22 protein-coding genes and 2 tRNA genes are annotated in these 26,865 nt (G+C 39.2%); 17 read left to right on the plus strand and 7 right to left on the minus strand.

What is annotated here, in order from left to right; genetic code table 11:
- Positions 1-196: 196 nt before the first annotated feature.
- Positions 197-1,834, plus strand: coding sequence for a TldD/PmbA family protein (locus tag J7E57_RS23445; protein ID WP_215129215.1), 1,638 nt, complete (start codon positions 197-199; stop codon positions 1,832-1,834).
- A gap of 8 nt (positions 1,835-1,842) precedes the next feature.
- On the plus strand, positions 1,843-3,180 hold the full coding sequence (locus J7E57_RS23450; RefSeq protein ID WP_215129217.1) for a TldD/PmbA family protein: 1,338 nt from the start codon (positions 1,843-1,845) through the stop codon (positions 3,178-3,180).
- Positions 3,181-3,553: 373 nt separating this feature from the next.
- Here the strand turns inward: J7E57_RS23450 and J7E57_RS23455 are convergent, their stop codons facing one another.
- The 3 genes from J7E57_RS23455 to J7E57_RS23465 are packed head-to-tail and all read right to left on the minus strand — an operon-like array spanning position 3,554 to position 6,245.
- Complete coding sequence (locus J7E57_RS23455) at positions 3,554-4,342, minus strand: (Fe-S)-binding protein (RefSeq protein WP_251030022.1); 789 nt, start codon at positions 4,340-4,342, stop codon at positions 3,554-3,556.
- A 46-nt stretch (positions 4,343-4,388) separates the two neighbouring features.
- Positions 4,389-4,940 carry a TPM domain-containing protein gene (locus tag J7E57_RS23460; protein WP_215129221.1) on the minus strand — a complete coding sequence of 184 codons (552 nt, stop codon included), beginning with the start codon at positions 4,938-4,940 and terminating at the stop codon, positions 4,389-4,391.
- Between the two features lie 9 nt (positions 4,941-4,949).
- Positions 4,950-6,245 carry a (Fe-S)-binding protein gene (locus J7E57_RS23465; RefSeq protein WP_215129222.1) on the minus strand — a complete coding sequence of 432 codons (1,296 nt, stop codon included), beginning with the start codon at positions 6,243-6,245 and terminating at the stop codon, positions 4,950-4,952.
- A 228-nt stretch (positions 6,246-6,473) separates the two neighbouring features.
- Here J7E57_RS23465 and J7E57_RS23470 point away from each other — a divergent pair.
- Together J7E57_RS23470 and J7E57_RS23475 are read left to right on the plus strand one after the other, a co-directional pair.
- Positions 6,474-6,546 (plus strand) — tRNA-Phe (locus tag J7E57_RS23470).
- Between the two features lie 964 nt (positions 6,547-7,510).
- A tRNA-Phe gene (locus J7E57_RS23475) sits at positions 7,511-7,583 on the plus strand.
- Positions 7,584-7,642: 59 nt separating this feature from the next.
- On the opposite strand, the gene J7E57_RS23480 is transcribed toward J7E57_RS23475, so the two are convergent.
- Positions 7,643-8,092 (minus strand): SRPBCC family protein, encoded by a 450-nt coding sequence (locus J7E57_RS23480; protein WP_215129224.1) that lies wholly within the window; start codon positions 8,090-8,092, stop codon positions 7,643-7,645.
- Positions 8,093-8,411: 319 nt separating this feature from the next.
- On the opposite strand from J7E57_RS23480, the gene J7E57_RS23485 reads away from it, so the two are divergent.
- Entirely contained in the window at positions 8,412-10,010 is a 1,599-nt protein-coding gene (locus tag J7E57_RS23485) for a S41 family peptidase (protein WP_215129226.1), read from the plus strand.
- A gap of 67 nt (positions 10,011-10,077) precedes the next feature.
- On the opposite strand, the gene J7E57_RS23490 is transcribed toward J7E57_RS23485, so the two are convergent.
- Both J7E57_RS23490 and J7E57_RS23495 read right to left on the minus strand, forming a co-directional pair.
- Positions 10,078-10,680, minus strand: a complete 603-nt coding sequence (locus J7E57_RS23490) for a hypothetical protein (RefSeq protein WP_215129228.1) — start codon at positions 10,678-10,680, stop codon at positions 10,078-10,080.
- A 62-nt stretch (positions 10,681-10,742) separates the two neighbouring features.
- Positions 10,743-11,024 carry a hypothetical protein gene (locus J7E57_RS23495; RefSeq protein ID WP_215129230.1) on the minus strand — a complete coding sequence of 94 codons (282 nt, stop codon included), beginning with the start codon at positions 11,022-11,024 and terminating at the stop codon, positions 10,743-10,745.
- Between the two features lie 106 nt (positions 11,025-11,130).
- Here J7E57_RS23495 and J7E57_RS23500 point away from each other — a divergent pair, with 106 nt between their 5' ends.
- Positions 11,131-11,613 (plus strand): GNAT family N-acetyltransferase, encoded by a 483-nt coding sequence (locus J7E57_RS23500; protein ID WP_215129232.1) that lies wholly within the window; start codon positions 11,131-11,133, stop codon positions 11,611-11,613.
- Positions 11,614-11,754: 141 nt separating this feature from the next.
- On the opposite strand, the gene J7E57_RS23505 is transcribed toward J7E57_RS23500, so the two are convergent.
- Positions 11,755-14,169, minus strand: a complete 2,415-nt coding sequence (locus tag J7E57_RS23505; protein ID WP_215129234.1) for an outer membrane beta-barrel family protein — start codon at positions 14,167-14,169, stop codon at positions 11,755-11,757.
- 207 nt (positions 14,170-14,376) lie between these two features.
- Between J7E57_RS23505 and J7E57_RS23510 the strand changes: the two genes are divergently transcribed.
- From J7E57_RS23510 to J7E57_RS23560, 11 genes are all read left to right on the plus strand, one after another.
- Entirely contained in the window at positions 14,377-15,384 is a 1,008-nt protein-coding gene (locus J7E57_RS23510; protein WP_215129236.1) for a sensor histidine kinase, read from the plus strand.
- Positions 15,385-15,460: 76 nt separating this feature from the next.
- Positions 15,461-16,195 carry a LytR/AlgR family response regulator transcription factor gene (locus J7E57_RS23515; RefSeq protein WP_215129238.1) on the plus strand — a complete coding sequence of 245 codons (735 nt, stop codon included), beginning with the start codon at positions 15,461-15,463 and terminating at the stop codon, positions 16,193-16,195.
- Between the two features lie 698 nt (positions 16,196-16,893).
- On the plus strand, positions 16,894-17,361 hold the full coding sequence (locus tag J7E57_RS23520) for a nucleoside triphosphate pyrophosphohydrolase family protein (RefSeq protein ID WP_057932530.1): 468 nt from the start codon (positions 16,894-16,896) through the stop codon (positions 17,359-17,361).
- Positions 17,362-17,379: 18 nt separating this feature from the next.
- A complete protein-coding gene (locus J7E57_RS23525) occupies positions 17,380-18,237 on the plus strand; it encodes an alpha/beta hydrolase (RefSeq protein ID WP_215129240.1) in 858 nt (285 codons plus the stop codon).
- Positions 18,238-18,837: 600 nt separating this feature from the next.
- A complete protein-coding gene (gene rhaT, locus J7E57_RS23530) occupies positions 18,838-19,932 on the plus strand; it encodes an L-rhamnose/proton symporter RhaT (RefSeq protein ID WP_215129242.1) in 1,095 nt (364 codons plus the stop codon).
- Between the two features lie 28 nt (positions 19,933-19,960).
- The gene (locus J7E57_RS23535) at positions 19,961-22,081 is read left to right on the plus strand and encodes a bifunctional aldolase/short-chain dehydrogenase (RefSeq protein ID WP_215129244.1); all 2,121 of its coding nucleotides are present in this window, start codon (positions 19,961-19,963) and stop codon (positions 22,079-22,081) included.
- Positions 22,082-22,310: 229 nt separating this feature from the next.
- On the plus strand, positions 22,311-23,591 hold the full coding sequence (locus tag J7E57_RS23540) for a sugar isomerase (protein WP_215129246.1): 1,281 nt from the start codon (positions 22,311-22,313) through the stop codon (positions 23,589-23,591).
- A 15-nt stretch (positions 23,592-23,606) separates the two neighbouring features.
- A complete protein-coding gene (locus J7E57_RS23545) occupies positions 23,607-24,992 on the plus strand; it encodes an FGGY-family carbohydrate kinase (protein WP_215129248.1) in 1,386 nt (461 codons plus the stop codon).
- 43 nt (positions 24,993-25,035) lie between these two features.
- Positions 25,036-26,067: a GntR family transcriptional regulator gene (locus J7E57_RS23550; RefSeq protein ID WP_215129250.1), complete on the plus strand. Its 1,032-nt coding sequence runs from the start codon at positions 25,036-25,038 to the stop codon at positions 26,065-26,067.
- 136 nt (positions 26,068-26,203) lie between these two features.
- Positions 26,204-26,557: a type II toxin-antitoxin system RelE/ParE family toxin gene (locus J7E57_RS23555; RefSeq protein ID WP_215129252.1), complete on the plus strand. Its 354-nt coding sequence runs from the start codon at positions 26,204-26,206 to the stop codon at positions 26,555-26,557.
- Complete coding sequence (locus J7E57_RS23560; RefSeq protein ID WP_215129254.1) at positions 26,538-26,843, plus strand: helix-turn-helix domain-containing protein; 306 nt, start codon at positions 26,538-26,540, stop codon at positions 26,841-26,843. Before J7E57_RS23555 ends, J7E57_RS23560 begins: the two co-directional genes overlap by 20 nt.
- The last annotated feature ends 22 nt before the right edge of the window (positions 26,844-26,865 follow it).

Below are 26,865 nucleotides of genomic sequence, written 5' to 3' on the forward strand. Positions count from 1 at the left end.
TTAAAGACAGTACCTCTTTGCTTTATCCCGATGAAATATCGGGGATGCCGCTTCGATCGGGGCTATGAACTTTGGTTTGTGGCACGGAAACCGACATAGTAGCAGAAAAATAAACAACCTAAACAGTACAAGGATCAAGAAATTTTTGAATATAAGTTAAAACACTTATATTCAGTTACATTTAAACAATCTCATCTTGAAACGTAGAAACTTTATTTATTTAACTGGAGTAGGGGCTGCCGCGGCTATGCTTCCTGCTATTCCAGTTTTTGGGAAAGAGATTTCCCCCGAGCAAGCCTTAACGTATATCGATCCGGCGGCTAAAAAAATCTTGTCTGATGTAGCCCTAAATGCGGCACGCTCAAAAGGCGCAACTTATACTGATGTGCGCGTAGGTAGGTATCTTAACCAATACGTTGTTACACGCGAGGATAAAGTAGAGAATATTGTAAATACCGAATCGTACGGAATTGGTATCAGGGTAATTTCGAATGGCAGTTGGGGATTTGCGGCAACCGACAAAATGGACAAAGATAGTATTGCCAAAGCAGCCGAACTGGCGGTAACTATTGCCAAAGAAAATGCCCGTTTGTTAAGAGAGCCCGTAAAGTTGGCGCCACAAAAAGGATATGGTGAGGTAAGCTGGAAAGCACCGATTGAAAAAAATACCTTTGAGGTACCCGTAAAAGAAAAGGTAGATTTATTGCTGGCGGTGAACGATGCGGCAATGAAAGGTGGTGCAGATTACATCAACTCCATCTTATTTGCCGTAAATGAACAAAAATATTTTGCATCTACCGATGGTTCATACATCGATCAGGACATCCACCGTATTTGGCCTACTTTTTTTATCACTAAAATAGATAAGGCAACTGGTAAGTTCGAAACGAGAAATGCATTGAGTGCACCTACTGGCAAGGGATACGAATACCTGGATGCAAGGCCACAGGATAAAATACAAACAGCTTCGGGTACGCTTTATAAAGGCAGGTACGATATGCTTGAAGATGCCACACAGGGAGCCAGGCAGTTGGGTGAAAAAATGAAGGCAAAATCAGTAGAGCCAGGTAAGTATGATCTGGTATTGGATCCTTCACATTTATGGTTAACCATACACGAATCGTGCGGTCATCCAACCGAGCTTGACCGGGTGTTGGGCTATGAGGCCAATTATGCAGGAACCAGTTTCCTGACACTTGACAAATGGGAATCTAAAAAATTTAATTATGGCAGCAAGGAGGTTAATATTACTGCCGATAAAACCGAAGTCGGATCATTAGGAGCTGTTGGGTATGATGATGAAGGTGTAAAATGCGGAAAATGGGATGTAATTAAAGACGGTATATTGGTAAATTACCAGGCTATCAGAGATCAGGCGCATATATTAGGTTTAAATGCTTCACAAGGCTGTTGTTATGCTGATAACTGGAGTAGTGTGCAGTTTCAGCGTATGGCCAACATTTCACTGCAGCCGGGCAAAGCTAAGCTGAGCATAGCCGATCAGATTAAAAATGTTGAAAAAGGCATTTACATTGTAGGCGATGGGTCTTTCTCGATCGATCAGCAACGTTATAACTTTCAGTTCGGCGGTCAGCTTTATTACGAAATTAAAGCAGGGAAAATTGTAGGTATGCTTAAAGATGTAGCCTATCAGGCCAATACTCAGGAATTCTGGAATTCGTGTGTAGCCATTTGTGATCAGAGCGATTACCGCTTAGGAGGTTCGTTCTTTGATGGTAAAGGCCAGCCAGGTCAGGTGAGTGCTGTATCTCACGGATCGGCAACCACACGGTTTAATAAGGTTAATGTGATCAACACCGCTAGAAAAATCTGATAGAAATTATGCCAATCTTAACAAAAGCAGAAGCAAAGGCACTTTTAACTAAAGTACTTTCTTACTCTAAAGCAGAACAATGTGAAGTAAACCTAAATTGCTCAGATAGCGGTAATATAAGGTACGCCCGAAATTCGGTATCAACCAGTGGGGGAATAAGCGCGAACAGCCTGGTAGTTAGTTCTGCCTTCGGAAAAAAACTGGGTACGGCCACTATAAATGAATTTGACGATGCCTCATTGGAAAAAGTAGTGCGCAGGGCAGAAGAACTTGCTCAGCTGGCACCCGAAAATCCTGAATTTATGCCTTTTCTCGGTCCGCAGGAGTATGGTGCCGATTCGCCTACCTTTTCTCCGGCTACTGCAGCCGTTACCCCGAAAGACAGGGCCGATGCAGTACAGGCCAGTTTAAAACAGGCTATAGACAGCAAGCTGAATGCTGCAGGGTTTTTATCCAACAGTATAGGCTGTTCGGCAATGATGAACAGTAAAGGTTTGTTTGCCTACAATACTTCAACCGATGTAGCTTTTAATATTACCGTAAGAACTGATGATGGTAAAGGATCTGGTTATGCCACAAGGGGATACAACGATTTTAGCAAACTCAACGCAAAAGCTGATACAGCTATAGCAGCCAAAAAGGCCATGTCGTCGGTAACGGCAAAGGCCATAGAACCAGGTAAGTATACCGTTATTTTAGAACCGACTGCGGTAGCAGTGATGCTGGAAAACCTATTCTTCTCGATGGATGCCAGGCAGGCCGATGAAGGACGGAGCTTTATGAGCAAAACTGGAGGCAAAACGAAGGTGGGAGAACAGCTGGTGGATGAAAGAGTAAATATCTACTCTGACCCATGGAATCCCGAACTGCCAACTGCAACATGGTCTGGAGATGGGCGACCGCAACAGAAAGTAAACTGGATAGAAAAGGGAGTGGTTAAAAATTTATACAGTTCGAGGTACTGGGCCCAAAAAACCGGGATTAAAACGATTCCATTCCCAGGTGGCGCCATTATGAAAGGCGGAACGAAAACGCTGGAAGAGCTGATCAAAGGAACAGAAAAAGGTATATTGGTTACACGCTTATGGTACATCCGCACGGTAGATCCACAAACCCTTTTGCTTACAGGGCTGACCAGGGATGGTACTTTTTATATCGAAAATGGAGAGATCAAGTTCCCAGTCAAAAATTTCCGTTTCAATGAAAGTCCGATTATTATGTTGAACAACCTGGATGAAATCGGAATAGCCGAAAGAACAGTTAGTGCCGAATCGGAAGCCAACTATCTTTTACCTCCATTAAGAATAAGAGATTTTACTTTTACCTCTTTATCTGACGCGGTATAGAGGAATACATCAGTGACATTGTAAAAGAAGCTGTGTCATTAATATTGGTTTGTTACCCTAAAGGATAATTTATTTTATGAAAATCAATATAAATGACAAGAGAACTTAAGTGAAATAATATCGTCATTTCGACTGAAGCTCACCGATTTTTCATCGGTAGCGTAATGGAGAAATCTTTAAACTTTTCGGTAACATCATAGTTTAAAGATCTCTCCATTCCGTTGCACTCCAGTCGAGATGACTATCTTTCTATTGGAATCTGTCATTTATAACTTGTCGAAGGATCTGTTTAATTACAGATTTAAGCGTTTCGACAGGCTCTCCGTAGGAGTCCTTTGAACAACGTGACAGATTGAATATCTAAAAACGATTGTTACAGGCCATTTGCTCTTGCTGTAATCTCAGCAATATCCAACACCTTAACTTCCTGTTCTTTATCTTTTAGTTTAATACCGTCGCTTAGCATGGTCATACAGAATGGGCAACCTGCTGCAATAACCTGTGGATTAGTTTGTAAAGCCTCATCAATGCGTTCTACATTAATATCTTTATTTCCCTTTTCTGGTTCTTTAAACATCTGTGCGCCTCCTGCACCACAGCATAAGCCATTACTTTTGCAGCGTTTCATTTCTACCAACTGTGCATCAAGTATCTCTAAGGCTTTTCTGGGCGCTTCGTAAATTCCATTTCCACGGCCCAAATAACATGGATCGTGATAGGTGATTTTTTTACCTTTAAAACTTTCGCCACCTTCAGCTTTTAGTTTGCCTTCGTTAATCAGATCCTGTATCAATTGTGTATGGTGGATCACTTCGTAACTGCCGCCTAAACCCGGATACTCATTTTTAATGGTATTGAAGCAATGCGGGCAGCCTGTTACAATTTTTTTAATGTTGTAAGCATTTAATACCTCGATATTGGTCATGGCCTGCATCTGGAAAAGAAACTCGTTACCAGCCCGCTTGGCCGGATCGCCTGTACAGCTTTCCTCTGTGCCCAAAACAGCATATTTGATGCCTACATGATGTAAAATCTTGCAGATGTCGCGGGTAATTTTCTGCGCTCTTTCATCGTAACTTCCAGCGCAGCCAACCCAAAATAATATTTCCGGTTCTTCACCTGCGGCCATTAACTCGGCCATTGTAGGGACTTTAAATTCCATTTTTATAATCATTAGTTAGTATCCGGTACAATAGACCAGATGTGTACTATTGTTTTTTCTTTAACAATTTAATCAACTCGGTTAAACCTGTAAATGCTCCTGTATAATAGTCATCTTTTTTAAAGTGGGGGATGATGTACCTATCGATCACTTCTTTTGTTTCCTTATCGGATATCAGTTTTTCAATGCCATATCCATTACATATTCTAATTAGCCGGTGTTTGCGTGAAAAGGCAATCAAAATTCCATTGTCTTTTCCTTTTTCTCCGGGTTTCCAGCTATTGGCAATCCTTAAAGCAAGATCGTTGAACTTTTTCTTGCTTGTCATCATCGTATCAACCGTTACTATGGTGATCTGGATGCCTGATTCTGCTTTAAACTTTAAAATCTGGTTTTCCAATGATGCAATCTGTTTTTTATTAAAATCCAGCTCGTAATCGTTCACCCAGCCTTTTGGTTTCGGGATATTGTCCCAAAACGTTTTTCTATAACCTTCCAGCTTTTCTTTTGTGATCTCTTTCTGAACCTGCGCATGAGTCCTGAGTGGATTGATTAGTAAGATCAGAACGGATAAAATCAAAAAAGCTTTGCTCTTCATATCTTAAAACTATTTTTCTTCAGCCCAGTTAAAACGGTCGGCCGGAGAGTATTTCCAGGGTGCCTGGTTATTTTCGATGTTCCCCATCATGGCATTGATACTTCCCGGTGCCTGCGATTCTTCCATCACTGCAAAACGGCGGAGCTCCATAATAATCTGTAGAGGATCAATGTTTACCGGACAGGCCTCTACGCAGGCGTTACAGCTCGTGCAAGCCCAAATTTCTTCTCTGCTGATATAATCGTCTAATAAAGATTTTCCATCATGATGTTCTGCGCCATGTTTATCAATATTTTGGCCCACTTCTGTAATACGGTCGCGGGTATCCATCATAATTTTCCGTGGCGATAAAAGTTTACCTGTAATATTTGCCGGGCATACCGAAGTACACCTTCCGCATTCAGTACAGGTATAAGCATTCATCAGGTTTACCCAGCTTAAATCGGTTACATCTTTGGCGCCAAATTTACCAGGTTCGGTTTCTGCCGGAACAAAAGAAGGATCCAGCATGGCCTTTACTTCATTGGTAACTGAGGCCATATTTGTAAACTCACCTTTAGGCTCCAAATTAGAAAAGTAGGTATTTGGAAAGGCGAAAAGAATATGAAAGTGTTTCGAGTAAGGCAGGTAATTTAAGAAAGCCAAAATGCCTATAATGTGGAACCACCAGCAGCCGCGCTCTACTATGCGCAAGGCGCTTTCTGATGAAGGCAGGATATTCATTAAATACTGGCTTACCGGAAATGCACCTGCATTAACATAATGGCTGGCACCCAAAAGTTGTAATTTTGCATCAGCTGCATTCATGAACAAAAAAGCACTCATTAATAAAATCTCGGTGATGAGAATATAATTGGCATCAGATTTTGGCCAGCTTTTCATCTCTACGCCGCTAAAGCGTTTAAGCTTGAGTATATTTCTGCGGACCAGAAAAATGGCGCAGGAAACCCAAACGGTAAAAGCCAGGATTTCAAAAGATCCGATCAGAAAATTATATAAACCACCCAGTCCATTAAAAATACGGTGCGTGCCGAATAAACCATCGATCATGATCTCCAATACTTCAATGTTAATGATTACGAAACCGATGTAAACAAAAAAGTGGAGAAAGGCAGGGATAGGGCGGACAACCATTTTAGACTGACCAAATGCCACGCGAAGCATGGTCATTAATCTTTTTTGTGGCTGATCTTGTCGATTTACCGGTTTTCCTAAACGGATATTGCGAATTATTTTACGCAGGTTAACTGTAAACAGCGCAATTGCTGCAAGTGTAAGTACTAGAAAAAGGATCTGTGCTACCATGCAATATTAGATTGTTACGCTAAATTAGGATATTAATCTAAATAAATTGCTATGCATGCATAAAAAAAATAATAAAATTGTTTGTTTGTACTCATTCTAAGCAAGGATTAAGGCCTGCTTTAAAAATCGTTAAAAATTAATTAATTGATAATCAGCGCAGGAATGAAATAATCGAAAAAAAATTTTGCTTTTGAAAAAAGAACACTACATTTGCAATCCCAAACGGATGGTGCCATAGCTCAGTCGGTAGAGCAAAGGACTGAAAATCCTTGTGTCCCTGGTTCGAATCCAGGTGGCACCACTTCCAAAAGTCTTTCAGAAATGAGAGGCTTTTTTGGTTTCCGGCCTTTCGCTATATTTTACGGGAATTAAAGGAGGCTCAAGCGTAAATTTGGGAGCTCATATTAATTTGGAACGCAATGGCTTGCTCCGAACAATGGTAGTCCCTCCATACGCTCCAATCTTTTGGAAACTCGATCTATACTGCTCATGAACCGCCAGCCAAAAGGATTTCGCTGCTGTAGGAGCTATTGAGCTGGGTTTGTACAGAGAAGACCGAAGGACCGAAATCCGGATTATGGATGTTAAGAAGAAAATGAACAAAACCTTGAACCAATTTTCAGGCGGAAATCCCGCCAAAAACCACTGAATTGTTATTTAAACCTGGATTGGAACGAACACGAAGCGAAGCGGAGTAAAGTGGAAGGCGGGACTACAGTAGCCAAGCACTACTAGCGCCGTTTTCCCATTCCCAATCCAAAAATACCTCCATCCCCAACTTTTTTGCTTGATCCATACAGAGGAGTCCGAAAGACCGAAAATCCGGGTCAGGATGTTAAGAAGAAAATGAACTAAATCTTGAACCGCTTTTCAGGCGCAAATCCCGCCAAAAACTACTGTCTTTGTTGTTTAAACCCGACTGGAACGAACACGAAGCGCAGCGGAGTAAAGTGGAGTAAAGTGGAAGGCGGGGGCTACAGTAGCCAAATACTAAGGCACTGTTTTCCTATTCCCAATCCACAAATACTTCCATCTCCAAACTTTTTTCTTGATCTAATAAACCGTTTTGGGAAAGCGCTAAAGTCATTATTGTTTACGATGGTCAATAAGAAGTAGCAGAATTGATAAGTATTTTGTTGATTGCATCTTACTGATTGTCAGAAAAATGAATTCATATGGCTAAATAGGTCTCTATTTTTTTAAATAAACTTAAATCCTTTTTTGGATTTGGGAAAAAGAATACTACATTTGCAATCCCAAAAGGGGGTGCCATAGCTCAGTCGGTAGAGCAAAGGACTGAAAATCCTTGTGTCCCTGGTTCGAATCCAGGTGGCACCACTTAAAAACAAAAGCCTTACAGAAATGTAAGGCTTTTTACGTTTTGAGGTAGCGAACATTTATGTTTCTACGTGATATTCATTTTGTTTCTCGGCTATCTCTTTTACCTTATCTAGCGCTTTAGGCCAGGTTTTTTCGAAATAATCTTTCCATTCATCGTTAATGTTCATATCGATAAGGAGTTCTGTCCTGCCATCTTTTTCATTGAGGGTGTAATTCTCGAGTGTCTCGCCCCAATCCCCGCTGAGATCTTCCTTGCCGTCTTTTATTTCGCCCAGGTGTTTGATAGACATGTACCGGTTAGGGATATTATCTTGAATAACAGCTACCATTCCATCTCCGTTATCACCCAGAAAAAGGGCTTTGCTTCCTTTTTTCCAATCGGTTTCTACACGCGATCCTTCTGCGAAAACAGCTGTCCACTTGGGGTAGGTTTCTACGCCAAACAGCGCATCCCAAACTTTTTCTGCTGTGGCGTTAATTGTGGTTTTAAATTCGATCTTTTCCATGGTTCTTGGTTTTTAAATCAGATAATTTAGTATAACAAATTTGCAGAGAATTTGATTGACTTAAGCGGTGCAAAGGCGACAATTTATAGGGGCATAAGGACTTTCGTCTGGCCACTGTTTTGGAATGTCTTTTTTGAAATTTAATAAATATCTCAGTAAAAAGTAATTTAATCGGTAGATTTACGTAATTGATTGATGCATATGCACAGCAGCACAATATTTTGAATTAAATTTAGTTTGTTGGTTGACAAAAGTTTATTCCTGAACAACTTAACCTTTGCCCGGTACGTATATAAAAGATAATGTTACAATAATTTCCATGAGAAATAAGAGATTCCTTTACCTGGTTGCACTAGGTTTTTTAAGCTTTGGGGCCATTACCGGCTGCAAAAAGAGCAGTCCTGCGCCTGATGAGCCAATAACCCCACCAGTTGTTACTACGCCTACCGGAACGCGGGATGAATTGACTAAAGATTCTATCTTTTTATACGGTAAAGAACTTTATTATTGGAATACTTCGCTACCAACTTATGAAGTGTTTAATCCGCGCGGATTTAGTTCAAATGAAGCTGAGCTATATGCCATGACACAATATTCTTTAGATCCGGCAACAGGAAAACCTTATGAATTTGTAAGCACTTCAAGCGAACCTAAATATTCGTTTTTCGACTATACGGCAGCTACCTCGGGTAAAACAGGTGCGCTTAAAGCAGATGTAAACGGTTCGGCCAGTGATTATGGTTTTTCTGTTCAGTATAATAGCACGACAGATTTAAGAGTAAAATATGTTTATCCAAACTCACCGGCAGCATTGCAGGGGTTAACCCGTGGCTGTAGGATAACCAGTGTAAATGGAAGAACAGATCTAACCTATCCTGGTGCCGTTAATTTTTTAAATAACGCCATTTTTGGTACAAATGCAAGTGTGACTTTGGCATTTAATGATATTGGAGGCAATCCGAAAACAGCTGTTATAGCTAGCAGTTTATATACCGTTAACCCGATATTATTTACCAATGTTTATACGGTTGGTACAAAGAAAGTGGGTTACATTGTATTTAATAGTTTTACCAATAATGCCTCTGCAGCCATAAATGCAGTTTTTTCTACTTTTGCTACCCAGGGAGTAAGCGAATTGGTTATTGATTTACGCTATAACGGTGGGGGTTATGTTTCAACAGCTACCCAAATAATTAATTTAGCAGCACCAGCAGGAGAAACAGGTAATACGATGTTTACTTCTTATTACAATAACTATCTACAGTCTATCACTACTGCTCAGCGTAAAGCCTCCATTTTGGCACACCAACCATTGTTAGATGATGCGGGTAAATTACAGACCTTTACCACGGGTGTAAATGGAAAGTATGCCACTTATGCTGATTTAAATTATTCGCCTACAGCTGCCGATAATATAGAGAAATTTGCAAAATCAGGTAGTTTAACATTAAACAGGGTTTATTTTATCGTAACGGAATCTACTGCATCTGCAAGCGAGTTAACCATTAACAGCTTAAAACCAGTAATGGATGTAAAGTTAATCGGTAGAACAACTTATGGTAAACCTGTTGGTTTCTTCCCGATCAGAATAGATAAGGTGGATATGTATATCCCAGAATTTGAAACGAAAAATAAACTTGGCGTTGGTGGCTACTATTCAGGCCTGACGGTTGATAAAGAATCGGCAGAAGATTTAACCAAAGCGTGGGGAGATGAAACAGAGACTTTGTTGGCTTACGCATTATTGTATGCCAAAAACGGTAATTTTGTAACTACTGCTGCAAAAACAGCTAGCTTAAGTGCAACCACAACAGCAATGCCATCAAAACTATCGGTTGCAGAACTGAGGTCGCTGGATGAAAAGTTGGATCCAAAAGGAATTAAGGGGATGATCATGACACCTGATAAAAGATTTTAATCAATCTTTTAACGAAAATGCCCACTTAACATGTTTGTTAAGTAGGCATTTTTATTTCTGGTGATATCTACAATAATATTTTACTGCTGATATCTTTGTTAATGGTAATGTAACCAGGATATTTAACAGGTGTATTGCCAAGCATAAAGGTCGGCTTTATTTTAATGGTTAATAAACCTAGTTTTTCATCTTTTGAAGCTGATCCTTTCTGAGCGGCCTTAATAATATCATTAAAAACATTTCCATTAGACACTAATCCATAAATATTGCTCACCAATTGTACAGGAACAGTAACTGTTTGCCCTTGTGCAATGCTTACATTTTGATTAACAATGCCCTCTGCCAAATCGGTATTATTGACCAAAATTTTATATTCGAACTGGTTAATGGCTGCTAAACTACTCGATGGATTGGTTATTTCTAAATTCAGATTGGCTCTTAAAGGAATGTCTTTTCTCAATAAGCCTAATGCAACCCCTGGTAAACTGGTTAAGCTAAAACTTTGCTGGTCCATTAATTTTTTAATATCCGTGCCTGCAATTGATACTTGCTGTACACCTGTAATTTTATAAGTGCAGTCTTCCAGGGCTTTTATCTGCTGTGCCTGCCTGTTTATTCCACAGCCAAAAATGCTTATGGTAAACAGGAAAAGCAATAGTTTTTCTTTCATGTTATTCATAACGCCAAAATACTAAAACTATTTCAGCTGCAATTGGGTTTAACAAAATTAACTTAGGTGCTTGGTGTAATGGTTTCAATATCATCCCGCTTATTATCGCTATCAGTTTTGTTTTCTTCAGCAGGTTTCTCTGTAGAGTCAGCTTCTTCTTCCTGATCATTGAGTTTTGCTTTTTCCTCATTAACCTCTTCGGTTTTTTGTGCGGGCTCACCTGGTTTATCTGTTTCTTTTTCTGTTGAAGGGATTACGGTTTCAATTTCCAACTGTACATCATCTGTCGGTTTTGGGTGATTGTTGCCTTGCATTGCTCCTTTTTTATTTTCTTCGTTTTCCATGGTATAAATCTGTTTTAATACTTTATAAATGAAATTCGATTTATTTTGTTTGATATTATTATAAAGCAATTGCTCATTTTCTAACTTTACAAAAAAAAATAGCAATATGGCCATTACCATCAGGAAGATAACTGTACAAGATAATACTGCTACTGCTTCAATGATCAGGACGATTTTAAGAGAATTTAAAATAGACAAGCCTGGCACTGTTTACACCGACCCTACAACCGATGCGTTGTCTACAGTTTTCGAACACCCTCAATCGGCTTACTGGTTGGCCGAAGAGGATGGTGTTATTATTGGTGGCTGTGGTATTTATCCAACTGAAGGCTTGCCAGATGGTTGTGTTGAGCTGGTTAAATTGTACACCTCGGCATCTTCGCGCGGAAAAGGGATTGGCAAAATGCTCATGGAGAAAAGTATAGAATCGGCGCAGCACTTTGGGTATAATGAGATTTACCTTGAATCGTTTCCCGATCTTAAAAGGGCAATTGCGATGTACGAAAAGGCAGGATTTAAAAAAATCGCAGCTCCATTGGGTAATTCTGGCCATTTTGCCTGTAATGTTTGGATGCTACTGGTTTTATAGAAGGTTAATTGTTGAAACTGGTTAATCGGTTAACTGTTGAAATCGAGAAATACAGCTCAAGTTGAAACTGTTTAATTGTTGGAATTGATAAATCAAGCTCAATTAAGCAGTTAACCGATTTATACAGTTAACCCTTTAATCTTAATTTTTGCCGACTCTTTTTTCCTCATCGCTTGTTCCGGTTTGCCTGCTGCGGGCAGTTTTGATTTTCATGTTTCCGAATTTATAGGTGAAACTTAAGTTTATCCTACGGCTTTCCCATTCGTTCTGCCAATAGGTTTTAATGTTATTGTATTCCAGATTGGCTCTGAATTTACTGGTATTAAAGATATCGTTTACTTTTAAGGCCAAGGTTGCATTTTTGTTCCAGAATGACTTTTTAGCGCCAACATTGAGCTGATAATTTCCCAAACTGCGGAATAAACCAGAAATAGAAGGAGAATCGTAATAACCGTATAAGCTTAAGCTGTAGTTTTTAGGCAAAGTGATGGTATTATCCGACATAACGGACCAGTTCCACGAGAAGGCATTATAGCCATTTCCCTGTACTGCCGATGTGGTTCGGTTATAACCAACAGAAACTTCGGTACTGTTGTTCCACCATTTGGTTACATCAAAAGGACTTCCGGTGGCCATATAAAAATTTGTTGTACGGTTCAGGTTTTCTGGCCTGGAGATACTTTCTTTTGTGCTATTGTCCTGATAAATCACCTCCCACATCGCGCCATTACTTACCGAATAACTCAACGTTAATACCCTGAAATTTTTAATTGAGTAATTAAATTCAAAACTATTGGCATAGGATGGCTGTAATAATGGGTTTCCCTGTATGGCAGTATAGGGATCGGTATAAAAGGTAAAGGGATTTAAACTGCTGTATGATGGCCTGTTGATGCTTTTGCGATAGGCAGCCGTTACGAGGTTGTTCGAATCCAGTTTTAAGGAGATAAATAGCGTTGGGAAAAGTTTCCAGTATTTCCTGTCGATCAGCGTATTGGTTCCCGATGAACTGCCATTGCCCAAAGTCTGTTCTGCACGTAAACCTGCTTTGATCTGTAGGTTTTTGAAGCTCTGATCTAAAGAAAGATAACCTGCGTTAATGTTCTCATTGTATAAAAAGGCGTTGGTTCGGCGCGGATCGTTAATCCAGCCAGCGGTTTTTAGCGAATCGAAACGTACATCGCTCTGTGATTTTACCCAGCTGCTTTTCCAGCCAGTTTCCATTTTTAATGTTTTTGAAAAATTTAAGCTATAATCGGCCTTAATGGAATAGATAGAAACATTGCCCATGCCTTTGTTGCGTAAATCGATTGGATTGCCGATCAGCTGATCACTGGCATCGAGGTAATTATTGGTAAATGTTTCGTTCTTGCTGTTGTCGTATTGAACATAATCGGCATCAAAACCCAGTTCACCGCCCAATGTATCTGTTTTGAAACGGTAATTTAAATTAAGTGCATGGTTTTTTTCGGTATTGCTTTGCGGATTAAACATCGATGTTCCGCCCATTTTTATACCCGCTGCATTATAATTTACCGAATTGCTGTTTACCTTGGTTTCTTCGGGTGCGGTAAAGCCTTTTACCATTAAGCCTAAGGTATGTTTCTCATTGATAAAATAATCAGCACCGGTAGAATAATTTAAGCTATTGGTTACCGGGTGCCAGAAATTAAGCTGGTTATATTGTTCGTCGCCAATTGTTCTGTTTAAAGTTAACCTGTTGTATGAATTATAGTGTCCGGCGTTTAAGCGTACATAGGTACTCACCTTACCGATATTGTAATTGAGGTTGGTGCCAGCATAAACTTTTTCATAGCGGCCGTAACCACCACCCATATTCAGGTTTCCATTAAAGCCCTGCATTTTATTTCTTTTGAGTTTAATGTTGATGATCCCTGCTGTGCCAGCAGCATCGAAAGAGGATGGAGGGTTAGAAATCAGTTCGATTTTACTTAATACCGATCCAGGTAGCGATTTGAGGTAAGTGGTTAATTCCACGCCGGTCATATAGCTCATCTTACCATCGATCATCACGTTGATTCCTTTTTTACCTTTCAGCACAATGTTATCGTCCTTATCCAGTTTTACTCCCGGCGATCTGCTGATTACTTCCAGTGCATTATCACCTGCGGTATTCATCTGTTCTACATTTACAATCACCCTGTCTGCTTTTTGATCAATTACAGGCATTTTCGATACGATGTTTACATCTTTCAGGTTTTGAGCGTGGTCTTCCAGCGTAATTGACGGAACTTTAACAGCCATATCTTTTACTTCAAATGGTATAGATTGGTTTTTACCGTAACCCATCATTAAGGCTTTAATAAAATACCTGCCAGATTTAACATTGCTGAACTCGTATAAACCTTGTTGGTTGGTGACTTGTAAGGCAACCGAAGCCGAATCGGGTAAGTGGATTAATGCTACTGACGCATAATCGAGTGCTTTATTGCTTTTGTCGGTAACGGTTCCCGATACCTTAATGTTTTGAGCAAAAGTGGTTTGAAGGCTAGAAATAAGCAGCGCAAAAAGAGCAGATTTAAATAAGAGGTTCATATCGTGTTTGTTTTATATTGACGATTCAAAGATGAAGAGGTTGCATCAGCCTAAAAATTAAATAATCCCAACCCTTTAAAATATTATCCCAACGCTTTTTTTGGCAACAAAAGGTATTGATACTTAAATTATAGAGGTTGGGATAATTATATGCAGGTTTGGAATAAGAAAATAGGCAGTTAAAAAAGCTTTGCATAGTTTTAGGCCATGAAAAGAATAGGAACCATTTCCATCCATATTTTTTGCTGGATACTCGTATTAGGCTATTTTTATGGTGGCTATTTAATTGATGGTACAACTTTTAGCAAGGCCGCTTTGAATATCTCTATGAATTTTATACAAGTGATAGAGTTCTACATCTGTTACTTATGGGTATATCCAAGATTTTTGAAAAAGAATAAAGTACTTCAGTTAATCGGTGGCATTTTGTTTACCATAGGGGTATTTATTGCACTTAGGTATTTAATAGAAGAAGTGCTTTATTTAAAATGGCTTGGTTTTCATAACTATGATGATGGTACAACAGCCTGGGCTTACATCACAGATAATATTTATTGGAGCATTGGTTTTATTGTTACACCTGCTGCGGTTTATGGTATCGAGCATAGCTTCAAGTCGGAACAGGTTAACAGGAAACTTAAGGAAGAAGTGGTGAAGGCTGAACTTTCATTTTTGAAATCACAGATCAATCCACACTTTCTGTACAATACCTTAAATTATGTTTATTCTTTGGCCATTCCTGTTTCCGATCAACTGGCCAATGCTGTTTTGCGGTTATCAGATTTAATGCGCTATACTTTAAATGATAGTCCTGATGGAAAAGTAAGTTTAGATAAGGAAGTAGAATATCTGGAGAGTTATGTGGCGTTATTTAAGATGCGTTTTGAACCCAAATTTTATGTCGACTTTACAACCGAGGGCATTGCCAACCAAAAAATAGCTTCGCTGATCCTGATCCCTTTTGTTGAAAATGCCCTTAAACATGGCGTGGTAAATGATGAAGCACAGCCTGTGCGCATTAAACTTAAGGTGCAGAACAAACGCTTAAGTTTCGAGGTGAGCAATAAGATCAGCCATGCGCAGAAAGATCATTCAAGTGGTGTGGGCATGGTAAATATCCACCGCAGGTTGGATCTGATTTATCCCGAAAAGCATGAATTGTTGATTTCGAACAATGGCAATACTTACAAAAGCACATTAATTTTAAATCTATAGCGGATAAGTTGTATCATTGAAATACTTTATTTGCGCTAGTCGCTAACCCCTAAACGTTAACCCATAACCTCCAACCATGATCCGTTGCCTTGCCGTTGATGATGAATCTTACGCTTCAGATATTATTGCTGCCTTTATCAATAAAACCCCTTTTTTAGCATTGGTTGGGACCACTACAAATGCTTTTGAAGCACTTAACCTGGTTCAGGAAGGTAAAGTTGATCTTGTTTTTTTAGATATACAGATGCCAGAATTAACCGGGATCCAGTTTTTGAAAATCTGTGGAGGTAAATGCAAAGTAATTCTAACCACAGCCTATCCAGAATATGCTTTAGAAGGCTTTGATCTTGATGTGGTAGATTATTTGCTTAAGCCGATCTCATACGAGCGTTTTTATAAAGCAGCTACTAAAGCGCAACAGATTTTAATGCCTGTGGCACCCGTTCAGCAAGAAATTGTTGTGCAGCAGGTGACGCAGGTGAACGATTTTATTTTCATTAAAGGTGATACCAAGAACAAGTTTATTAAGGTCAATTATGAAGATATCCTATACATTGAAGGATTGAAAAACTATGTTTCAGTTTATACCGCCACCCAAAGGATTGTGACCTACCAGGCACTGCGTGAGCTGGAAACTGAGCTGCCCCGGCCGCCTTTTTACCGCATCCATAAATCGTACATTATCTCTATCGAAAAAATTAAGATGATAGATGGGAATACCGTTTATATTAGCGACCAAGCGATTCCCATCGGCGAAACCTATAAAGAAGAGTTTTTTAAAGTGGTTAGGGAAGGGAAGAGGAATGGGTAGTTTGGTTAATTGTATAAATCGGTTAACTGGTTAATTGTTGAAGGTTTAATTTCTAAATTGTTTACTTGTTGGGATTGATCTCCAGTTAACTTCTATCTTATTGTTCTTAATCCCTTAATGGTAAAAAGCTTTAAGACTTTATTTTTCTTTGATCATTAAGAAGTTGAGGGCGTTAAGGCGGGGTTGGTTAATTGTTGAAGGTTTGATTGTTAAATTGGTTGGGATTGATCTCCAGTTAACTTCTATCTTAATGTTCTTAATCCCTTAATGGTAAAAAGCTTTAAGACTTTATTTTTCTTTGATCATTAAGAAGTTGAGGACATTAAGGCGGGGGTGGTTAATTGTTGAAGGTTTGATTGTTAAATTGGTTGGGATTGATCTCCAGTTAACTTCTATCTTAATGTTCTTAATCCCTTAATGGTAAAAAGCTTTAAGACTTTATTTTTCTTTGATCATTAAGAAGTTGAGGACATTAAGACGGGGTTGGTTAATTGTTGAAGGTTTGATTGTTAAATTGTTTGGGATTCATCTTTGGTTAACCAATTAGCTAGTTTTAAGAATTCTGCAATAAAGAAATTAAACAATCAGTTAACCGATTAACCAGTTTCAACAATTAATCAGCTGTGTGCATAAATTCTCCCCATTATTTCTTCCGATTTTTTTAAGTTTGCTGTATAAAGATTAAATCAAACATCACCATGCAAGAAACGAATTCGCTAAACCAGGTTGCAGAATTTCACACCACCTTTAAACACCCTATTCTCGAAAGTCCAGTTATTCCTTCAAAACAAAGAGCCAATCTCCGTATTTCGCTTTTAGCTGAAGAGTTGAAAGAATTACAGGAAGCAGTAGAAAATGATGATCTGGTAGAAGTTGCTGATGCCCTTTGCGATCTGCAGTATGTTTTGGCGGGTGCGATCCATGAGTTTGGTTTGGGTGGAAAATTTAAAACTTTATTTGATGAAGTTCACCGTTCTAACATGAGCAAAGCTTGTAAAACCGTAGAAGAAGCAGAACAAACCATTCAGTTTTATTTAGATAAAGACCAGACCGAATCTTATTACAAAGAAATCGACGGACTGTTTTTGGTGTTCAGGAAATCTGACGACAAGACTTTAAAATCGATCAACTATTCGCCAGCTGATTTAAAATCACATCTGGTTTAACTCATAAATAAGCTTGAATTGAAAAGGCTAAAACAAATTGTAAACGAGCTAAAATTAACGCAGGCGGCGCCTGATGCAGCTTTAATGCGTGAGTTTATTTTCTACTCCCCCAAAATGCCATTACGCCTGCATCAGGAACAGCTTATTGCTACCTCGAAACAGTTTAGCCTCAAGGTTTTTGATGCCTATTTTACCAATGCCGATATAAGCATTAACTGCTTTAGCTGGGGAAATGGAAAACGTAAAGTGTTACTTACGCATGGCTGGGCTTCGAAGGCTTTAGATTTTTATGAACTGATTATTGAGCTCCTGAAAATAGATGACCTGGAAATCATTGCTTTTGATGCACCTGGCAACGGAAGCTCAATCTCTGAATTTTCCAACCTGATGTTATATGCCGGTTCAGTAAAATCTATTGCCTTAAACTATGCACAACCTGATGTCCTCATTGGGCATTCGCTTGGCGGCATGGCTAATGTAATTGCTTTGCAGGAGCTGGGTGTTACGCCCAATCTGCTTATTAGTATCGCACAATTAATCAGACTGAAAGAAAACTTCGAACAAAGTCTCGATTCGGTGAACATCGGCATCAAGGATCAAGATATCTTTTTCAGCAACTTTGCCAAAGAATTCCCCGTTCCTGTAAGCCACTTTAACCTGACCGAACTGTATCAGTTAAGTCCGGATTTAGATCATTTTCTGGCTTATGATCCTGCCGATCATATTTCGCCATACCCATTTCTTAAAGAATTTTTGGATAAATATCCCGCAATCAGTTCAAAATCTTTTGAGGATGTGGGGCATTATAAAATCCTCAGATCGCTTGAGGTAATTGAGGATATTGTGAAGAGAATTTCTGCGCTTCCAATGTCATAAATGTATCAGGCGGTAACATCATGCGCCAGAAAGGATTCTTAAACTGTTCCAGTTAGCTTAAAGAGGTTAATAGGAAATGAGTGGTTTTGTGCTTTGGCATTTTCAGTCCCGCTTTTGGTTCGAGTTCCGATGAAGGATCGGAAGCTCTTCCCAACAATCGGGTTTATTTAACCTAGACTAGTGCAGGGAACAGAGATTTTTCATCTGCCAATAATAAAAATCGGCTATTGTAAACAAACCATTGTTAACTAAACCCGACAGTAGCGAGCATCCCGATTATTTTCAATCGGGATAAAGCGAATGGCGGGAAACAGCACCTATGAAATGCTGCCTCTTCATTTTCTAAAAAATAGAAGGATTTATACTTAATAACCTGAACTAGATAATTAAAACTTTAAGATCTTAGTTAGGTGTCAGATGGTAATATCTGACACACGAAAAAGAATTGGTATCTGTTTTTATACATTATAACTTCCTACCTCCGTCTTGGTCTCCCGACTAATAGTTCCATGGACCAATTTATTGCTCATCCATAACAGTGCATAACAGTTAAAATTACTGTATATTCTATTTTAGAGCAACCAAATATATTAATAGCGCATGCAAGCAATTTTAGGTGTAATTTTTCATTTCTTCGGTGGTTTCGCCTCCGGAAGTTTTTATATTCCGTACAAAAAAGTTAAAGGCTGGGCCTGGGAAAGTTACTGGATCGTTGGAGGAATCTTCTCCTGGTTAATCGTTCCGCCACTTGCTGCTTTTTTAACCATCCCGAATTTTACGGCAATTATAACCAGTACCAACGGTAGTATTTTATGGCTAACCTATTTTTTTGGTTTGCTTTGGGGTATTGGAGGCTTAACCTATGGTTTAGGCGTCCGTTATCTGGGTGTATCATTAGGGAGTAGTATCATTTTAGGACTTTGTATGGTTTTGGGTTCGATTCTGCCATCTATCTACTTTGATTTTTTCCCTCAGGCAGGTAAAGATACTTTTACCATGTTTCTACATACCGATTGGGGTCGCATGGTATTGCTGGGGCTGTTAGTCTGCGTTGTGGGTATTGTCATCTGCGGTAAAGCAGGTATGATGAAAGAGAAGGAAATGAAATCTGGTATTACCGATCCTCACGGCATGGAGGTTAAAACAGAATATAAGTTTGGCCTTGGTCTATTCGTGGGTATTGTTTCGGGTGTTTTAAGTGCTTGCTTTAACTTTGGTATCGAAGCCGGAAAACCAATGGCTGAAGCTGCAAACGCCATCTGGAAAGCAGCAAATCCTGCTGAAACAGGTAATTTCTTATTCCAGAACAACGTTACTTATGTAATTGTGCTTTGGGGTGGTTTAACCACCAATTTTATCTGGTGTATGGTATTAAATGCAAGGAATAAAACATTTGGCGATTATACCAATGCAAAAACGCCACTGTTAAAAAATTATATTTTTTCGGCATTGGCAGGTACCACCTGGTTCTTACAATTCTTTTTCTATGGCATGGGCGAAAGCAAAATGGGTAACGGTGCCAGTTCGTGGATTCTGCACATGGCCTTTATCATTTTAATTGCCAATGTATGGGGGCTGGTATTAAAAGAGTGGAAAGGTGTGTCGAGAAAAACATTGATTACTGTTTTGGCGGGTATTTTAACCATCATCATTTCGGTACTCATTGTTGGTTATGGTAATTCAATAAAAGGTTAATAAATAAAAATTTAAATAGAATATAAGAATGTCAATCGATACGAAAAGTTATAAGCACGTAAGCTATTTGTGGGATGAAGAGGAAGCCGCAAAACTTGCTGGTGATGAAGTTGCCCTCTTAATTTATCGCTCAAATTTATTGGGTGCAGATTTACGCTTAACCAATTATGGAGGTGGAAATACCTCGTGTAAAGTATTGGAAAAAGATCCGCTTACCGGCCTAGAAACCGAAGTAATGTGGGTAAAAGGCTCAGGTGGCGATTTAGGTACCTTAAAGAAAAGTGGTCTTGCAGCATTATATGTTGATCGTTTGCGTAGTCTGAAAAATATTTACCGTGGTGTAGAACACGAAGATGAAATGGTTGAACTGTTTAACCACTGTATTTTCGATTTAAGTTCTAAAGCACCATCAATCGATACTCCTCTGCATGGTTTTTTACCGTTTGCACATATCGATCACTTGCACCCGGATGCGGCTATCGCCATCGCTGCGGCTAAAGACGGTAAAAAAATTACCGAAGAATTATTTGGTGGAACGATAGGCTGGGTAGAATGGAAAAAACCTGGTTTCGAACTGGGCCTGCAATTAAAGCAATGTTTAGATGAGAATCCAGGTATCCGTGGTATTATGTTGGGCTCACATGGTTTGTTTACCTGGGGCGATACGGCTTACGAAAGTTACCTGAATACCTTAGAAGTAATCGAAATCTGTTCTGATTACCTCAGCCAGAATTATGGAAAAAAAAGACCTGTTTTTGGTGGACAGAAGATTGAAAGTGCAGCAGCAGATCAGCGTAAACAACAAGCGGCTGCTTTAGCACCTGTTTTGCGTGGTTTATGTTCTTCTAAACAGCACATGATCGGTCATTTTACCGACGACAGTCGTGTTTTAGAATTCATCAATTCTAACGATTTGGATCGCCTTGCCCCAATGGGCACAAGCTGCCCTGATCACTTTTTACGCACCAAAATCAGTCCGCTGGTTTTAACTTTAGCAAGCGATGCCGATTTATCGGATGTTAAAGCACTAAAAGAAACATTGGAGCCAGCTTTCGAAGCATATAGGGCAATGTACACGGCTTATTACGAAGCCTGTAAACATCCAAACAGTCCTGCCATTCGCGATACCAATCCGGTTGTTATTTTATATCCTGGTATCGGAATGTTTACCTTCTCTAAGGATAAACAAACGGCAAGGGTTGCTGCAGAATTCTATATCAATGCCATTAACGTAATGAAAGGCGCTGAGGCCGTTTCAGAATATACTTCTTTACCGCACCAGGAAGCTTTTAACATCGAATATTGGTTGTTGGAAGAAGCGAAGTTACAGCGTATGCCTAAGCCAAAACCTTTAACAGGTAAAATTGCTTTGATTACCGGTAGTGCAGGTGGTATAGGTAAAGCAATTGCTAAAAAGTTTGTTGCAGAAGGTGGCGTGGTGATTTTAAACGATATGAATGCCGAGCGTTTGGAGGAAGCAGGTAAGGAATTTGCAAGCCTGTATGGTAAAGATTCTTATAGTACCGCAATTTTAAATGTAACCAGCGAAGCAGATATTAAACAAGCTTTCGATTCGGCTGCTTTGGCTTTTGGTGGAGTAGATATTATTGTAAACAATGCAGGGTTATCGATTTCTAAAACCATTGCTGATCATACCGAGAAGGATTGGGACTTATTATATGATGTTTTGGTAAAAGGTCAGTTTTTTATTACTCAGGCTGCAACAAATACGATGCAAAAGCAGAATATTGGTGGCGATATCATTAATATTGTAAGTAAGAACGCCCTGGTAAGCGGACCTAACAATGCCGGTTATGGCAGTGCAAAAGCTGCCCAGTTACATTTGAGCAGGTTAAATGCTGCAGAATTGGGAGCCGATAATATCCGTGTAAATGTAGTTAATCCTGATGCTGTAATCAGCGATAGTAATATCTGGGCAGGGGGTTGGGCAGAAGGCCGTGCAAAAGCTTACGGAATTACCGTTGCAGAACTACCGGCTTATTACGCGAAACGTACTTTGTTAAATCAGATTATACTACCAGATGATATTGCCAATGCTTGTTTCGCCTTTGTGGGTGGCTTGCTGCACAAATCAACCGGAAATGTTTTAAATGTTGATGGCGGAGTAGCCATGGCATTTGTAAGATAGCTTAATCCACGGTTTGTGTCTCCACAGATCGAAAGAAGATAAGTTAAATGGTCTGTGAGGACACAGACCATGGCGACAAATTCAGTTTTAGTAAATTGTTTAATCGGTCTGTGCCAGGCACAGACCGAAATGACTTTAATTTTTTTATAATCGCCCCCGTTTGGAACGAGGATGAGCGAGAACGGCGATTGTATCGCCGCAACATTAACCTAATAAACCAAATATTCTCATGAATATCGAGCAGAACCAAATAGAAAAACATAACGACTCCCTTTTAACCTCACATCAGCGTAAACTTTCTTTTTTAAAAGAAGATTGGGCGCACGTTGATGTAGAAAGCGTAATCCAGAAATTGGTTGATTTTCAGATTGCCATTCCAAGTTGGGCTTTAGGTACAGGTGGAACACGTTTTGGGCGTTTTGCCATTACTGGTGGTGAACCACGTACCATTGAAGAAAAAATTGAAGATGTTGGTCTGCTTCATGCCCTTAATGGCGCAAGTGGCGCAATTTCGCTTCACATTCCTTGGGATATTCCTCAAGATGCTGAAGCGTTAAAAACTTTGGCATCTGGCTATGGTTTAAAATTCGATGCCATGAACTCGAATACCTTTCAAGATCAGAAAGGTTCTGCACATAGCTATAAATTTGGTTCGTTACAGAATGTAAATAAAGAAATCCGTAAACAGGCGATCGAGCATAATATAGAAGTAATTAAACATGGCATCGCGCTAGGATCTGATGCATTAACCGTTTGGCTAGCCGATGGTTCTTGTTTCCCTGGTCAGCTTAATTTCCGCAAAGCTTTCGAAAATACATTAGAAAGTCTGCAAGAAATCTATTCAGCACTGCCAGAAGATTGGAAAATGTTTGTGGAGTACAAAGCCTTCGAACCTAATTTTTATTCAACTACGGTTGGCGATTGGGGACAATCATTGTTATATGCAAGTAAACTAGGTAAAAAAGCCTATACATTGGTCGATTTGGGCCACCATTTGCCTAATGCAAACATTGAGCAGATTGTTGCTTTATTGTTAATGGAAGGAAAATTGGGTGGTTTCCACTTTAATGATTCTAAATATGGCGATGATGATTTAACCGCAGGAAGCATTAAACCTTACCAGTTATTCTTAATTTTTAACGAACTGGTAGAGGGTATGGATGCAAAAGGTATGAACCATGCAAAAGATTTAGGTTGGATGATAGATGCTTCTCACAATGTGAAAGACCCTCTAGAAGATTTATTACAATCAGTGGAAGCGATTATGATTGCTTATGCACAAGCCTTATTGGTTGATAGAAAAGCATTAAACGAAGCGCAGAACAACAACGATGTAGCAAAAGCACAGGAAATTTTGCAGCATACTTTCCGGAGCGATTTAAGGGCTTTGGTAGCCGAAGCCAGATTAAGGGCTGGAGCTGCTTTATCACCAATCGCTTTATACCGCGGTTTAGAAGTTAGAACTAAGTTAGTTAATCACCGCGGAAATACTGTTGCCACAGGTTTGTAAATAGAGAAATAGAAAATGCCTAAACCTGTTATTGCCATATTTGATGTTGGGAAAACGAATAAAAAACTGTTTCTAATTGATGAAAACTACAGTATTGTTTACGAACGGTCTGCACGTTTTGTAGAAACAGTTGATGAGGATGGCGAACCATGCGAAAATCTCGAAAGCCTGCGTTCATCAGTTTACGATTCCCTGCACCAGGTTTTACAGTTAAAAGAGTTCGATATTAGGGCCATAAACTTTTCTACTTATGGTGCCAGTTTTGTTTATCTCGATGAAAACGGCGATCCCCTAACACCACTTTATAACTATTTAAAAGAATACCCCGAAGAGCTTAAAAAAGCATTTTATGCAAAATACGGAGGTGAGGAGAAGATTTCCTTAGAAACGGCCTCACCAATTTTGGGCAGCTTAAATTCAGGGATGCAATTGTATCGCCTGAAAAACGAAAAGCCCGAAATATTTAAAAAAGTGAAGTGGGCTTTACACCTGCCTCAATATTTAAGTTATTTAATTACGGGTAAGGCCGTGGCTGATATTACCAGCATAGGCTGCCACACCCAGCTTTGGGATTTCAATAAAAGTGAATACCATAACTGGGTTACTACCGAAAAAATCGATGAGAAATTTGGTGCATTTACCCCTGCAGATTCCAGCCTGAAAACTGATTTCGAAGGGAGCAGCGTAAAGGTTGGTGTAGGTTTGCACGATAGTTCTGCAGCACTGATTCCCTATCTAGCCAATTTTAATACACCGTTTGTGCTCATTTCAACAGGAACCTGGTGTATCAGTTTAAACCCTTTCAACCAGCAGCCTTTAACTGCCGAAGAACTTAAACAGGATTGCCTGTGTTACATGCACTTTAAAGGTAAAGCGGTAAAGGCTTCACGTATTTTTGCTGGTTATGAGCACGAGGTACAGCTTAAGCGTATAGCAGAACATTTCGATCGCGCCGCCTATCTGTTTAAACATTTAAAGTTTAATCCTTCAATGATTTTGAAACTGGCCAATAAAATCCCTGAAAACCAACAGGAGCAGCAGGGCTTTTCAGCAAATTCTGCTTTCCCGGAGCGTGATCTGAACCTCTTTCAAACGGCAGAAGAAGCCTATCACCAATTAATTTTTGATCTGATCAAACAGCAGATTTACTCGTTAAAGCTAATTTTAAATGCAGGTGTGAAAAGAATTTTTGTAGACGGTGGTTTCGGTAAAAATGCAATTTATATGCATCTTTTGGCTACTTCTATTCCAGATATTGAGGTTTATGCCTCTTCAGTTTCGCAGGCTACGGCGATAGGAACGGCCTTAGCAATAAATGATGCGTGGAACGAAAACCCTGCACCAACGGATATGATCCAGTTAAAATACTATTCTGCCATACAACGTACATTAGATTTTTAGGAATTTCCTTATATTAGGAATTTCCTATATCAATATAACCATTTTGAAACCAGAAGATTTAATACCCTACATTAACGTCGACGAGTATTCGTCGACGCCAAAATACAAGCAGTTAACCAATGCTATTTTGGCCGCAATTGAAAGTGGTAAACTTCTGAAAAATAGTTTATTGCCGTCTATTAATGAACTGAGCTTCAGTTTGGAAATGTCGAGAGATACTGCCGAAAAAGGTTACCGCAACCTCCGGAAACTTGGGGTGGTAGATTCTGTACCGGGTAAGGGTTATTTCATCATCAATACCGATTTCTCGCGTAAACTAAAGGTCTGTCTACTTTTTAATAAACTCAGTACGCACAAAAAGATCATTTACGATTCGTTTACAAAAACATTGGGTGAGCGTGCTGCGATAGACTTTTATATCTACAACAACGATTTCGCACTGTTTAAAAAAATGATCGTTACCAAACGTGATGATTATTCGCACTTTGTAATTATTCCACATTTTTTAGAAGGAGGCGAAAATGCACACGAAATTATCAATACCATTCCAAAAGAAAAACTAGTTATCCTTGATAAATTGTTGCCAGGAGTAACAGGCGATTATGCTGCGGCTTATGAAAACTTTGCGCAGGATATTTACGCGGCTTTAGAACAGGCTTTAGATCGGCTATCTCATTACCGGACCTTAAAAATTATCTTCCCAAAAAATAGCTATTTTCCACACGAGATTCTAACCGGTTTTTACAGGTTCTGCCAGCAATATGCTTTCGATCATAAAGTAATTCATAACATTAAAGACGAAGAAATTAATCCTGGGGAGGTATACATTAACCTGATGGAAGACGATCTGGTGATGCTTATTGAACGTTTAATTGCGCAAAAACTTAAAATCGGGAAAGATGTTGGCGTAATTTCTTATAACGAAACACCGTTAAAAAGAATCATTTTAGATGGTATTACTACAATCTCGACTGATTTTAGCCAATTGGGGGCACAAGCAGCCGAGTTTATCCTCAGTGGAAAAACCGAAAAGATTGAAGTTCCTTTTTATCTGAACCTGCGTAAGTCGCTTTAAGTTGGACGATCTTCAACTCGCTACGAAGTAGATTTAGTTCAGAGCTTTACCCAGCAAAATGCATTCTTTCGTGTAGTTAATATATTTTGAATTTGTTATCTAATTAGCTAACTTTGTATTGGCTTAAATTTGGTTGATGAACGAGGAATTTATCAGGGACATTTTCTACTTTGAAGAGTATTATTTGGATTTTTACGAACAGCTTAAGCCCAACGTAAAGAAAAAATTCAATTGGACTTTACAATTAATCGCTACACTGGAAAAAGTTCCCGAAAAATACTTCAAGCACATCACAGGTTCAACAGGGCTTTTTGAAATCAGGGTCGAAGTTGGCTCAGATATTTTTCGGGTATTTAGTTTTTTCGATAAGGGAAAACTAATCATACTTGTAAATGGTTTTCAAAAGAAAACTCAAAAAACGCCTAAAAACGAAATCGAACTGGCCGAGAAACTTAAAAAGAAATATTTCGATGGAAAAGACAAAAAATAAATTGACATCATTTGCTGACCATTTGGACAAAGAATATGGCAAACGTGGGACTGAGCATAGAGAAACTTACGAACAAGAATTTGAGAGTTTTAAATTAGGAGCCATGCTTCAAGAACTTCGTAAAGAAAAGGGAATGACACAAGAACAACTTGCAGAAAAATGTGGTACTACAAAAACTTACATTTCAAGAATAGAAAATAATGCAAGCGACATTAGGCTTTCGACTTTAATGAGAATTATTAAAGTTGGACTCGGGGGACATTTGAACCTAAATGTGAGTTTATAAAAAAAAACATTACTTTATTTAG

Source organism: Pedobacter sp. ISL-64, from assembly GCF_018613605.1.
Taxonomy (GTDB): Bacteria; Bacteroidota; Bacteroidia; order Sphingobacteriales; family Sphingobacteriaceae; genus Pedobacter.

Bases quoted from the DNA above. Each gene is read 5' to 3' on its own strand.
- J7E57_RS23515 (WP_215129238.1), top strand. From the start codon at position 15,461: ATGATCCGTTGCCTTGCCGTTGATGATGAATCTTACGCTTCAGATATT.
- J7E57_RS23495 (WP_215129230.1), bottom strand. From the start codon at position 11,024: ATGGAAAACGAAGAAAATAAAAAAGGAGCAATGCAAGGCAACAATCAC.
- J7E57_RS23450 (WP_215129217.1), top strand. From the start codon at position 1,843: ATGCCAATCTTAACAAAAGCAGAAGCAAAGGCACTTTTAACTAAAGTA.
- J7E57_RS23510 (WP_215129236.1), top strand. From the start codon at position 14,377: ATGAAAAGAATAGGAACCATTTCCATCCATATTTTTTGCTGGATACTC.
- J7E57_RS23485 (WP_215129226.1), top strand. From the start codon at position 8,412: ATGAGAAATAAGAGATTCCTTTACCTGGTTGCACTAGGTTTTTTAAGC.
- J7E57_RS23540 (WP_215129246.1), top strand. From the start codon at position 22,311: ATGAATATCGAGCAGAACCAAATAGAAAAACATAACGACTCCCTTTTA.
- J7E57_RS23560 (WP_215129254.1), top strand. From the start codon at position 26,538: ATGGAAAAGACAAAAAATAAATTGACATCATTTGCTGACCATTTGGAC.
- rhaT (WP_215129242.1), top strand. From the start codon at position 18,838: ATGCAAGCAATTTTAGGTGTAATTTTTCATTTCTTCGGTGGTTTCGCC.
- J7E57_RS23480 (WP_215129224.1), bottom strand. From the start codon at position 8,092: ATGGAAAAGATCGAATTTAAAACCACAATTAACGCCACAGCAGAAAAA.
- J7E57_RS23520 (WP_057932530.1), top strand. From the start codon at position 16,894: ATGCAAGAAACGAATTCGCTAAACCAGGTTGCAGAATTTCACACCACC.
- J7E57_RS23500 (WP_215129232.1), top strand. From the start codon at position 11,131: ATGGCCATTACCATCAGGAAGATAACTGTACAAGATAATACTGCTACT.
- J7E57_RS23460 (WP_215129221.1), bottom strand. From the start codon at position 4,940: ATGAAGAGCAAAGCTTTTTTGATTTTATCCGTTCTGATCTTACTAATC.
- J7E57_RS23555 (WP_215129252.1), top strand. From the start codon at position 26,204: ATGAACGAGGAATTTATCAGGGACATTTTCTACTTTGAAGAGTATTAT.
- J7E57_RS23465 (WP_215129222.1), bottom strand. From the start codon at position 6,245: ATGGTAGCACAGATCCTTTTTCTAGTACTTACACTTGCAGCAATTGCG.
- J7E57_RS23490 (WP_215129228.1), bottom strand. From the start codon at position 10,680: ATGAAAGAAAAACTATTGCTTTTCCTGTTTACCATAAGCATTTTTGGC.
- J7E57_RS23505 (WP_215129234.1), bottom strand. From the start codon at position 14,169: ATGAACCTCTTATTTAAATCTGCTCTTTTTGCGCTGCTTATTTCTAGC.
- J7E57_RS23535 (WP_215129244.1), top strand. From the start codon at position 19,961: ATGTCAATCGATACGAAAAGTTATAAGCACGTAAGCTATTTGTGGGAT.
- J7E57_RS23455 (WP_251030022.1), bottom strand. From the start codon at position 4,342: ATGGAATTTAAAGTCCCTACAATGGCCGAGTTAATGGCCGCAGGTGAA.
- J7E57_RS23545 (WP_215129248.1), top strand. From the start codon at position 23,607: ATGCCTAAACCTGTTATTGCCATATTTGATGTTGGGAAAACGAATAAA.